The following is an 11488-nucleotide window of genomic DNA, read 5'->3' as shown; positions in this document are numbered from 1 at the left end:
GCATCTCCTCAGGTATGCCCCGGTCGCGGCGGCGCCCCTCGCGCCCGCCCCAGGCGGCGCCGCAGCCGTGGAACCGCGCGATTCCAGCCGCCTTTTTCATGTGTCCTCGACGCCTCTCTGCCCCACCAACGCGCCGCTCCGTCGCCCTTCCAGGCGGCTCGTTCCCCCTCTGGCGCACCGCTCCGGCGCGGCCTTTCAGGCGTCCGCGCGATGCCCGCTCTCAGAAATCGCGATTTCTCCCCGCATTTTTGTCTTTTTTTGTCCTGAGTCGTGTGTAAGGTTCGCTAAGGCTGCGCGCGGCGAGGTGTCGCGCGCGAGCTCATGTCCCAGGAGAGTGCCATGGCGACCAGCAACAAGAAGACGGCCGGTGGCGGCGCGAAGAAGACGTTGAGCAAGAGCGGCCTGATCCAGGCCATCACCGAAGCTGCCGGTGATGAGCTGAGCCGCAAGCAGGTGAAGAACGTTCTCGAGTCCCTGATCTCGATCGGTCATCGTGAGCTGAAGAAGTCGGGCGTGTTCACGCTCCCCGGCTTTGCGAAGTTCCGGGTGGTCAAGCGCCCTGCGACGAAGGCGCGCCAGGGGATCAACCCGTTTACCAAGCAGCCGATGACCTTCGCTGCGAAGCCGGCGAGCAAGTCCGTCCGCGCCCGGCCGATCAAGGCCATCAAGGACGCGCTCCTGTAGGTCCACGGATCTCCCCGCGGAGCGCAGGGCGGCCACGGCGACGTGGCCGTTCTCGCTCCATGCCCCCGCGTCGGCGCCGCGGTACGCCCCTTTGGCGCCCCCGGCCGCCTCGACTGACACCCTCGCAAGCCTCGACGCCGGCCCCCTGCGACGGGGCCGTAGGCCCCCCGGAGACGGCCCGTCTGCGATGGGCAGGTGTCCCCTTACAACGGGGCGGTAGGCCCCCCGGAGAGGGCCCCCGTCTGCGATGGGCAGGTGTCCCCTTGCAACGGGGCGGTAGGCCCCCCGGAGAGGGCCCGTCTGCGATGGGCAGGTGTCCCCTTGCAACGGGGCGGTAGGCCCCCCGGAGAGGGCCCGTCTGCGATGGGCAGGTGTCCCCCTGCAACGGGGCCGGTCAGCTCGGAACCACCTTCCCCTGCCGCCGCCCCCGGAGCCGCCTCACTTCTTGCGGCTGTAGGCCTGCGCCGCCACCGGCCCCGACCCGGTGCGCGCCTTCACGACGAGCTTGGCCGTCGCCGGCAGCGGAAAGGGCCATTGGTAGCAGTTCTGCTTGGCCCCGATCGTCGCCGTCGGCCCCGTATCCGAGTCGACCGCGAGCACCGGTTTCAGGTTGAACGCCGCGAGCCCCGGCTGCCCACCCGCGTTGAGGTCGAGCTCGAGCTGCAGATCGACCTCGGTGACCGTCGGCAGCGCCTGCGCCAGGAACGTGTAGCACTGACCGGGCTGGAGCATGAAGGTCTGCCCCGAGGCCGACTGCCCCTCGGGCACCACGTTGCACACAGGCGCCCCTTCCGGCTGCATCCTCGGCGCCTCACCCGACGCGCGGCCCTGGAACATGGTCGTCATCGCGAGCGACTGGACTCCATCGCAGGGCGTCGCCGTCGGCACCGCCGGCGTGGGCATGCCGGCGTCCGGGGGCGGGACGGACGCTGTCGGCTGCGGAGGCGGCAGCGCTCCCGCGTCCGGGGGGTCGTCTGCGAACTCCGACTCCTTGCTGCCGCCGCCGCAGCTCAGCGCCGCTGCCGACAGGGCTGCCGCCGAGAGAGCCAAGAGCACTGCTGAACCCAACGACCTACCCGTCACCCTCATCTGCGGCCTCCTCGCGCACAGCCCTGCCGCACGCCGCGGCTCCTCGCTCGGAAAGCTGTGCCCGCGGGCGCTCATACACCCGACGGAGGCCGAGGGCTATGTGCGAGACGCCCGCGCCGGCGGCCCACCGCGCCCGGCCAGGCGTCCGGCGCCGGCCGTCAGGCGCTGTCGCCGCCGCGCCTTACGCCCTCGCGCCGCGCCTAGCCGCCGATCTCGCCCACGAGCTCGCGCAGGACGCACATGCGCGCGACGAGCAGCGCCTCGGGCCGGATCGCCCGGTCGAGGTATGCGGCCGAGTTCGCCTCCGTCAGCGACTCGCGCAGCATCCCCTGGTCGAGGAAGGCGACCGCGCGCCCGAGGTGCAGCCGCGCCCTGTCGGCCGCGAGCCCCATGCCTGCGCTCGCCAGCATCTCCCGTTCCAGGAACCACCGCGCAAACTCTCCGGGACGATCGAACTTCGCACGGGAGCCGTGGTCGGTCATGCCGTAGGCTACCTCACTTTTTCCCCCCGGCCAGCCGAGCCTGCCCGGCGAAATCCGGGAAATCGTGGCGGGAGCAGCATCTATCCGCCGGGCGGATGCGATGAAAGCGGGGGCGTGACCCGTCCAAAGCGACATCCGGCGGACGGCCCTTGGCGCTGGCCCCTCTGGCTCGGTTCATCGGGCTTCGGGGGCGTCGCTCCTGGGAGCTTCCGCGCGCGTGCCCCGTTGCGTCGCGAGCCCGTCAGTGAGATTGAACGCGGCGTTCCGCCGGAAATTGGAGGAGGTTCTTTTGGTCCGTACGATTGGCGTCCTGTCAGCCATGGTCCTCACCGCAGCCCTCGCTGCTGGTTGTCAACAGCGAGAGGCTTCCCCGCCGCCGAACTACGCGAACCAGCCCCCGCCCGGCTACGCTCCGCCTCCCGGCGGCTACTACCAGCAGCCCGGGTACCAGCAGGGCTATCCGCCGCCCGGGTACCAGCAGCCGCAGCAGTACCCGCCGCCCGGGTCCCAGCAGCCGCAGCAGCCGGGGTACCAGCCCGCGCCGCAGCAGCCTGCGCCGACGCCGCAGCAGCCCGCGCCGCAGCAGCCCGGCGCCACGCCCTCGGCGCAGCCCGGCGGCTTCCCGTGGCCGTTCCCGATCCCCGGCCAGACGACGACCGGCGGCCAGCAGCCCGCCCCGAGCGGCACCGGCACCGGCACGAGCTCCGGCAGCGCGTCGCCGATCGACCCGAACTTCGCGTCGGCCGCGACCATCCCGCTCAACAACCTCGCCGCGACCGAGGCGCCGGGCATGACGAAGGAGGGGGGCCCGATCGCGGGTCAGTTCAGCGCCGGGCAGACGCTGGAGCAGCAGATCCAGCTCATGCCCGGCAAGTGCTACACGATCCTCGGCGTCGGCGCCGGGATCACCGAGCTCGACATCAGCCTCGTCGCGCTGACGCCGATCCCGATGGGCTCGTCGGAGCTGGCGCGGGACAACCTGACCGGCGCGAACGCCGCGCTCGGCGGCCGGGGCAACTGCTTCCGCTGGTCGCTGCCCGTGGGCATCAACGCCAAGTACATCGTCAAGGCCACCGCCGGCTCGGGTGTCGCCGCCGCGCAGCTCTACGTGAAGTGACGCCGTGAAAGCGGCGAGGACGCCGGGAGATCCCTCTCCGCGGCGTCCTCGTCCTCTTCCACGTGTTCCACGTGGGCGCGCGCGCCCACGTGGCCTGTGAGACCTACAGCCGGATGCCAGGCGCCGGGAAGCCGCGGCAGAGATCGGCGACCTCGGCGGCGATGCGCGCGATGCGCGCCTCGTCGTTGATGTTCTGCGCCACCTCGTCCATCCACGCCGCGAGGCGCTCCATCTCGGCGACGCCCATGCCGCGCGACGTCACGGCCGGCGTGCCGATGCGGAGTCCCGACGGATCGAACGGCTTGCGCGGATCGAACGGGATCGAGTTGTAGTTCGCCACGATGCCCGCGCGATCGAGCGCCTGCGCGTACGGCTTGCCGGCGATCCCCTTCGGGGTCATGTCGATGTTCAGCAGGTGGTTGTCGGTCCCGCCGGTGATGAGCCGGAAGCCGCGCGACTCCAGCGCGCGCCCGAGCGCCTGCGCGTTCTCGACGATCTGCTTCGCGTAGGCCCGGAAGCCGTCCTCCGACGCCTCCTTCGCCGCGACGGCGATGGCCGCCGTCGTGTGGTTGTGCGGCCCGCCCTGGAGGCCGGGGAACACCGCCTTGTCGATCGCGCTCGCGTGCTCCTTCTTGCAGAGGATCATCGCGCCGCGCGGGCCCCGGAACGTCTTGTGCGTCGTCGACGTCACCACGTCGGCGATGCCCACCGGCGACGGGTGCACCCCGCCGGCCACGAGCCCCGCGATGTGCGCGATGTCCGCCGCCAGGATCGCCCCCACCTCGTCGGCGATCGCGCGGAACGCCGCGAAGTCGATGATGCGCGGGTACGCCGTCGTCCCGCACCAGATGAGCTTCGGCCGGTGGGCGCGCGCCAGGTCGCGGACCTGGTCCATGTCGATGCGGTGATCGCTCTCGCGCACGCCGTAGGGGACGCTCTTGAAGTACTTGCCGGTGATGCTCACCGACCAGCCGTGGGTCAGGTGCCCGCCCGCGGGCAGCCCGAGGCCCATGATCGTTTCGCCCGCCTGCGCGAAGGCGAGGTAGACGGCCAGGTTGGCCGGGCTGCCCGAGTAGGGCTGCACGTTCACGTGCTCGGCCCCGAACAGCTTCGCCACGCGCGTGCGCGCGAGCTCCTCGACGACGTCGACCTGCTGCTGGCCCTCGTAATACCGCTTGTGCGGGTACCCCTCGGAGTACTTGTTCGTCAGCACCGAGCCGGTCGCCTCGAGCACCGCCCGAGACACGTAGTTCTCGCTGGCGATGAGCCGGAGCGTGTCGGCCTCCCGCCGCTCCTCCAGCCGGATCAGCTCGGCGATCTCCGGATCGACCTCGCTCAGCGCTCTCAGGCCCTGCACGTCGCTCTTCGCGTTCATACTTCGAACTCCCCGCGTGAGAGGATGTCGGTGACGCGCCAGAGGAACGAGTTCGCCAACACCCCGTCGATGATGCGGTGGTCGTAGGACAGCGCGAGGAACATGACCGGGTGGATCGCGATCGAGTCCTCCTTGTCCTTCGTGACGACCACGACGCGCTTCTTGATCTCACCCATCCTGAGGATGCCGACGTTCGGCTGTGAGATGATCGCGCCGCCGAACAGGTTGCCCTTGAGGCCGGGGTTCGAGACCGTGAAGGTCGTGTTCGCGAGGTCGTCGGCCGTGATCTTGCCCGACTTCGCGCGCCCCGCCAGCTCGTCGATGCTCCGCGCGACGCCGCGCAGCGAGAGCTCGTCCGCCTGCTTGATGCTCGGGACGATGAGCCCGCCGGGCGTGTCGACCGCCACGCCGAGGTTCACGTCGCGCAGCACCACGTACGAGTTCTCGAGGACCCGCGCGTTGAGCTCCGGGTGCTCGCGCAGCGCGCGGACGGCCGCGGCGCAGACGAAGGACAGGAACGTCAGCGACACACCCGCCTTCTTGAACGCGTCCTTGTGCGCGTCGCGCAGCTTCGACGTCTCGTGCAGGTCGACCTCGGCGACCGTCACCACGTGCGGCGAGGTCACCTTGGAATAGACCATGTGGTCCGCGGTGATGCGGCGGCGCCGGCTGAAGGGCACCACCTTGTCGCCGGGCTTCGGGGTGTAGGGCGGCACCTTGTACGCGCCGAACCCGACGCCGGGCACCGGCGGCACGAACCCGCCGCTCGCCTGGATGAGCTGCGACAGCTCCGCCGCCTGGCTCGACGCGCCCGCGGGCTGGGGCGCCGCGGCCGGCTGCGCCGCCGGCTCGGCCTGCGGGCCGTGCGCCGCGCGCAGCACGTCGTCGTGGGTGATCCGGCCGCGATCGCCGGTCCCCTGCACGTTGCGCAGGTCGACGCCCGCCTCGAGCGCCAGCTTCTTCGTCGACGGGCTCGACAGCGGCCGGGCGTTTTCCTCGTGCCCGTTGCTGCCCGGCGCCGGCGCCGCGGCGCGCGCTTCGGCCGGCGCGGCGCCCTGGGCCGTCGGCTGGGACTCGCCCTGCGCCGTCTCGTCGATCTGACAGAGCAGACCCTCCTTGGCGACCACGGTCCCCTCGGCCACCGCGATCCGCGAGATACGACCGGCGGTCGGCGCCGGGATCTCCGTGTCTGCCTTGTCGGTCGCAACCTCGAGCAGCGGCTGCTCGCGCTTGACGAAATCGCCCTCGCGCACGAGCCACCTCGAGACGGTCCCCTCGAGCACGCTCTCGCCGAGCTGTGGCATGCGAACATCGACCATCGCTTCTCGCTCCTCCAACGCGCGCCGCCGGGAACGCCCGTTTCTCGGGGCGAGGCGGCACGGTCGTATACGCCGCCCGCCCTTCGAGGGCAACGATACATGTTCGTCCGGTGCGCATTCCATCGCACCAATCGTCCTGGTGTTGCGGCGTCGCGGCGTCGCGGCGCGGTCGCGCCATCACGTCGGCGCCGCGGCGTCCCGGCGCGCCGCCGCTCGACCTGGCGCGCCGAGCCGCGGCTCGACCGGGCGCCCGCCCGCGGCTCGTACCCGCGGCACCCTCCCCGCCGCCCTCTGCCGGTCCGCCGAGGGAGCCGCCCCGGCGGCGGCGCGCCGACGCCGCCGGGACGCCGCGCGCAGGAGGACCGGAATCGTACGTAGACGCTGGCGCGCCCGAGCCGGTAAAAGACCCCGGTGCGTGACGCCGCGCCGGATACGACCGCGGTCCCTTGCCCCCGGGCCCCCTCGAGCGAGGCCGCGAGCGAGCGCCTCGCCGCCGCGCCGGCCCGCGCCGCGGGCGCGCGGGCCGGCGCGGCGATCGCGATCGGCGCCATCGCGTTCCTGCTGCTGCAGATCCTGACCTACGGCCACGGCCGCGATCAGGGCATCTACGCGATGGTCGCGCGCGCGGTGCTCGAGGGCGGCATGCCCTACCGCGACGCGTTCGACTTCAAGCCGCCGGGCATCTTCCTCCTCTACGCGCTCGCGCGCGCGCTCTTCGGCCCGGCGCAGTGGGGCATCCGCGTCCTCGAGGTCCTCGGCCTCGCCGGCATGTGCCTCGCGATGGCGCCGCTCGCCGGGCGCATGTTCGGCGAGCGGCGCATCGGGGTCGTCGCCGCGGCGCTCGCCGTGCTCGTGCACGCGCAGCTCGACTTCTGGCACACGGCGCAGCCCGAGTCGTTCGGCGGCATGCTCACCGTCTTCGCCCTGCTCGTGGCCACGCCGCGCGGGCGCGCGGATGTGCCGCGCGGCGCATCCGCGCGCCCGCGCGGCGCCGCGCTCGTCGTGTCGGGCGCGCTCTTCGGCGCCGCCGGCCTCCTCAAGCCGCCGCTCGCCGGCGGCGGCGTCGTCCTCGCCGCCGCGCTGGCCGCGCCCGCCCTCGCGGAGCTCGCGCGGCGCGGCGCGGCGCTCGTCGAGCGAGCGTGGCGAGCGCGGCGCGGCGCGGCGGCCGGCGCGGTGGATGGCGTGGCGACGGCGCCCGAGGGCGGGCCGGCGCGCGCGTCGGCCACGGCGTCCGCGCTCGCGTGGGCGGCGCTCCGGCCCGCCCTGCTCGTCGCGCTGGGGGGCGTGCTGCCCGTGCTCGCCTGCGTCGCGTGGTTCGCCGCGGAGGGGGCGCTCGGCGACCTGTGGGAGGTCCTCTTCGTCTTCACGCCGCACTACACGGCGCTCGGGTGGCGCGACGCGGGCGTGCTCGACATGGCGTGGCATGGCGTCAGCGCGTGGCTCGTCGGGTACTCCGGCCCGCTCGCGCTCGGCCTGGCCTGCCTGCTCGCGCTCCACCCCGAGCGCCGCGAGCGGGCGGACGTGGCGCTGCTCGCGGGCGTGATCGCGATGCACCTCGTCGGCGTGGTGATGCAGGCGAAGTTCTTCCCTTACCACTACGGCGCGACGTGGCCGCTCACGGCGATGCTCGCCGCGCTCGGCCTCTGGAAGGCGTGGCAGCGCTGCGTCCGGCGCGGCGCGATGGCGGCCGCCGCGCTCGTGGCGGCGCTCGTCGCGAGCGGCTTCGCCCGCTCGGCGACGAAGGACGTGGCCGACGACTACCTCGATCGCTGCGCCGAGCGCGTCGCGTTGCTCGCCGCTGGCGCGACGGATCTCGATCGCCTCGACCGCCTCGCGTCGGTCGCCGACGTCAACGCCGCGGCGAACCGCGCGGTCGCCGCGTGGCTGCGCGACCGCGTCGCCCCGGGGCGGCCCGTGTTCGTGTGGGGCTTCGAGCCGGTGATCTACGATCTCGCCGATCGCCCGCCGGCGACGCGCTACCTCTACAACGTCCCGCAGCGCGCGGCGTGGGCCCGGCAGGAGGCGCGCGACGCGCTGATGCGCGATCTCGCCGCGAGCCCTCCGGCCGCCATCGTCGTCGAGCGCCGCGACGTCTTCCCCTCGGTGACCGGCGACGGGCTCGACTCGCGCGACACGCTGGACGGGTTCCCCGCGCTCGCGGGGCTCATCGACGAGCGCTACGAGCTCGCCGTGGTCATCGAGGATTTCGGGATCTACCTCGAGCGCTGACCGGCGGGCCCGGGCGCCAGCGCGGCCCGCCGGCCGCGCTGGCGCCCGGCGCCGCGCTCACGGGCAGGAGGCGTCGTTGTACGCGCCCGGGGTGGGCGCCGCCGCGTGGAAGTGGCGGCCGTCGCGGCTGCCATCGGCGCAGCGCTGGATCGATTGCGTCGTCGACAGGGCGCTCGTCGCGCCCTCGTCGGCCTGGACGCGCGCGGGCGCCTCGGGATCGCTGGAGATCAGCGCGTCCAGGAGCTCTGCGTCGGGCGCGTCGTTCGTGCCGTGGACCAGCGCGTCGAGGAGGCGCGTGGCGGTGATCGGCGTCCCCGAGGGGAAGGCCGCGGGCCGCGCCTGGTACAGGGCGACCGCAGCGGGGCCGTCGTCCAGGTTGTTCGTGGCGGAGGTCGCGTCGAGGAGCACGGTCGGCGCAGGGGTCACGGCGGGGTTGCCGACGAGCAGGAGGCCCTGGAGGCTCGTCCTCCCGTCGAGCTCCACCGCCCTGTACGACGCGCCGCCGCGATAGAGCACGAGCGTGTAGCCGGCGAGGCTCACGCGGCCCACGCCCGCGCTGATCTCGATGAACTCGCGGTCGTCGTCCTCCGGCGTCGCCGGCGTGTCGGCGTCGAGCTCGTTGACCTGCAGCCGGATCACCGCCACCTGGAACGTCGTCCTCAGCGCGCCCGGCCGGATCACCGCGATGTCCTCCCGCCCGACCGGCGTCGCGTTCGACAGCGCGGGGATCGTGATCTGCGTGTCGGAGTCGACCGTGAACGGTTGCCGCACGAAGCCCACGGTCACGGCCGTCGCTCCGGTGAACCCCGTGCCGGTGAGCACGAGCGCGCCTCCGACGGCGATGACCGGGTAGTCGACCGAGGTCACCCTGGCCGCGGGCCCGCAGGCCGGGCAGGTGCCGCCGCAGTCGATGCCGCCCTCGTTGCCGTTCTGGACGCCGTCCTCGCACGAGGGCGCCTGACAGGTGTGATCGACGCAGACCTCGGTCGGGCAGTCCGAGTTGACAAGGCACTGCACGCAGACCCCGGCGGGGTTGCACAGCCCGCCGTCGGCCAGGGAGCACCAGGAGCCGGCCGCGACCGGCTCGTGGACGGGGGCGCCGTCGCGGCACGAATCGATCGTGCACTCGCTTCGATCGTTGGGCACGTCGTCGTCGTCGTTGATCCTCACGACGGCGCCGGAGCCGTCGCAGACGCGCTCGACGCAGTCGCCGGCCATCTGCATCTCCGCGGGCGTCCCCGCGGCAACGGGCCGGGTGGCGCATCCTCCGTCGGCGCACACCGCGATCGCGCACTCGCTCGCGGGTGCGGCGCAATCCGCGTCCTCGGTACAGCGTTCGCCGCCGTCGCCGCCCGCGCCGCCGTCGCCGCCGCCCGCGCCGCCGTCGCCGCCCGCGCCGCCGTCGCCGCCGCCCGCGCCGCCGTCACCGCCGCCCGCGCCGCCGTCGCCGCCGCCCGCGCCGCCGTCGCCGCCGCCCGCGCCGCCGTCACCGCCGCCCGCGCCGCCGTCGCCGCCGCCCGCGCCGCCGTCGCCGCCGTCGCCGCCGCCCGCGCCGCCGTCGCCGCCCGCGCCGCCGTCACCGCCGCCCGCGCCGCCGTCGCCGCCGCCCGCGCCGCCGTCGCCGCCGCCCGCGCCGCCGTCGCCGCCGTCCCCGCCCTGTCCTCCAGCGCCCCCCTGTCCGCCGCCGCCCGTGTTCTCACCGATCAGGCTGCGATCGGGCATCGTGATCACCTGGCACCCCGAGGCGGCCAGAAGCGCAATGCTCAGCGCGAGCGCGGAGCTGTATCGATTCGATCTCGAAGTCATGAACCACCTGTGTGCAGATTGGCCTGGCGCTCGGGCCCTCGACGCTTCCTGCGCCGTCCCGCGCGCAGGGAGGAGCGGCCGGGCATCCTAGACGCGCTGGGCGCATCACGAAAGCGCCGCACCGCCGCGCCGGATCCGCGCCCCGTCGGCGCCTGCTCTGCCGCGGTCGCGGCGCGCCGCCGCCCGCGCGCGCCTCCTCGGCGGGGCGGGCGCGCGGGCGGGGCGCGCCCTGCTGGCATGCTCGTTGATGCGTCGATCGCGGGCGTGCGCTCCGCCGCGGCGGGGTCGAGGACAGGCCCGCTCGCGGCGCTGCGACCCAGGAGCGACAACCATGCGGATCGGGATAATCTCCACCCCGTTCATCCGGGTGCCGCCCTCCGGCTACGGGGGGACCGAGCTGTTCTGTTATGAGCTCGCCGAGGGGCTTTCGGCGCTCGGACACGAGGTGACGCTCTTCGCGACGGGCGACTCCGCGGTCAGCTGCCGCCGCCGGGCGCTCTACGCAGACGCGCTGTGGCCCCCGCTGCCGGAGGACGAGGTCAACCACGTCGCCTGGGCGCTGTCGGAGATCGCGCGGGAGGGCGGGTTCGACGTCGTCCACCTGAACAGCCCGGTCGCCGTCGCGTTCACCCCCTTCGTCCGCGTGCCCGCCGTGCATACGCTGCACCACAAGCGCTGCGAGGAGAGCTCGCGCATCTACGCGCGACACCCGGAGATCGCCTATGTCGCCATCAGCGAGCGGCAGCGTTCGCTGGAGATCCCGCTCCCGCGCTCGATCGTCATCCACCATGGCGTCACGCCGGCGCGCTATCCGCCGAGCCTCGTCGACGACGGCTACCTCGCGCACATCGGCCGTTACGCCGAGGAGAAGGGGACGCACCTCGCCCTCGACATCGCGCGCGACGCGGGCATGCAGATCCTGCTCGCCGGCCGCGCGCACCCCATGGATCACGCCTACCATCTCCGGGAGGTGCTCCCGCGGCTCCGCAGGCCCGGGGCCTCGGACGTCGGGGAGGTGGACCACGACCGCAAGGTCGCGCTCCTGCGCAGGGCGCGCGCCCTCCTTTGCCCGCTCCGGTGGGAGGAGCCGTTCGGCCTCATCGCCATCGAGGCCATGCTCTGCGGCACCCCCGTGCTCGGCTTTCGCCGCGGCTCCTTCCCCGAGATCATCGACGAGGGCGTCACGGGGTTCCTCGCCGAGCCGGGCGACGCCGCGCGCCTCGCCGCGCTCGCGACGACGCTCGAGCGCTTCGACCGCGCCGCCTGCGCGCGCCGCGCGCGCGAGCGCTTCAGCAGCACGAGGATGGTCTCGAGGTACGAGGCGCTCTACCGCGCCGTGCTCGACCCGGGCTGCGCCCAGCGCCCCCGGGCGGCGTGAGCCCGCGGC

At 73.7% G+C, this 11488-nt stretch carries 9 protein-coding genes; 4 read left to right on the top strand and 5 right to left on the bottom strand.

The features are described 5' to 3' along the window. Positions 1-339 precede the first annotated feature (339 nt). On the top strand, positions 340-684 hold the full coding sequence (locus tag WMF24_RS34460; RefSeq protein ID WP_437731691.1) for an HU family DNA-binding protein: 345 nt from the start codon (positions 340-342) through the stop codon (positions 682-684). A gap of 438 nt (positions 685-1122) precedes the next feature. Here the strand turns inward: WMF24_RS34460 and WMF24_RS34455 are convergent, their stop codons facing one another. Continuing rightward, entirely contained in the window at positions 1123-1740 is a 618-nt protein-coding gene (locus WMF24_RS34455) for a hypothetical protein (RefSeq protein ID WP_437731690.1), read from the bottom strand. A 233-nt stretch (positions 1741-1973) separates the two neighbouring features. Next, positions 1974-2183 carry a hypothetical protein gene (locus tag WMF24_RS34450; protein ID WP_437731689.1) on the bottom strand — a complete coding sequence of 70 codons (210 nt, stop codon included), beginning with the start codon at positions 2181-2183 and terminating at the stop codon, positions 1974-1976. 391 nt (positions 2184-2574) lie between these two features. Here WMF24_RS34450 and WMF24_RS34445 point away from each other — a divergent pair, with 391 nt between their 5' ends. Further along, positions 2575-3372 carry a hypothetical protein gene (locus tag WMF24_RS34445; RefSeq protein ID WP_437731688.1) on the top strand — a complete coding sequence of 266 codons (798 nt, stop codon included), beginning with the start codon at positions 2575-2577 and terminating at the stop codon, positions 3370-3372. Between the two features lie 103 nt (positions 3373-3475). Here the strand turns inward: WMF24_RS34445 and glyA are convergent, their stop codons facing one another. Both glyA and WMF24_RS34435 read right to left on the bottom strand, forming a co-directional pair. Beyond that, a complete protein-coding gene (gene glyA, locus WMF24_RS34440; RefSeq protein ID WP_437731687.1) occupies positions 3476-4747 on the bottom strand; it encodes a serine hydroxymethyltransferase in 1272 nt (423 codons plus the stop codon). Beyond that, positions 4744-6066, bottom strand: coding sequence for a dihydrolipoamide acetyltransferase family protein (locus tag WMF24_RS34435; protein ID WP_437731686.1), 1323 nt, complete (start codon positions 6064-6066; stop codon positions 4744-4746). The genes glyA and WMF24_RS34435 overlap by 4 nt, the downstream gene beginning before the upstream one ends. A 411-nt stretch (positions 6067-6477) precedes the next feature. On the opposite strand from WMF24_RS34435, the gene WMF24_RS34430 reads away from it, so the two are divergent. Continuing rightward, on the top strand, positions 6478-8295 hold the full coding sequence (locus WMF24_RS34430; RefSeq protein WP_437731685.1) for a glycosyltransferase family 39 protein: 1818 nt from the start codon (positions 6478-6480) through the stop codon (positions 8293-8295). Between the two features lie 57 nt (positions 8296-8352). Here the strand turns inward: WMF24_RS34430 and WMF24_RS34425 are convergent, their stop codons facing one another. After that, a complete protein-coding gene (locus WMF24_RS34425) occupies positions 8353-10017 on the bottom strand; it encodes a hypothetical protein (protein ID WP_437731684.1) in 1665 nt (554 codons plus the stop codon). Positions 10018-10432: 415 nt separating this feature from the next. Here WMF24_RS34425 and WMF24_RS34420 point away from each other — a divergent pair, with 415 nt between their 5' ends. Further along, positions 10433-11479, top strand: a complete 1047-nt coding sequence (locus WMF24_RS34420; protein ID WP_437731683.1) for a glycosyltransferase family 4 protein — start codon at positions 10433-10435, stop codon at positions 11477-11479. Positions 11480-11488: the final 9 nt, after the last annotated feature.

Origin of the sequence: Sorangium sp. So ce1335, from assembly GCF_051521615.1 — a bacterium.
Taxonomy (GTDB): Bacteria; Myxococcota_A; Polyangia; order Polyangiales; family Polyangiaceae; genus Sorangium.
The sequence above is the reverse complement of the archived record's forward strand: the minus strand, read 5'-3'. Positions and strand labels throughout refer to the sequence as shown.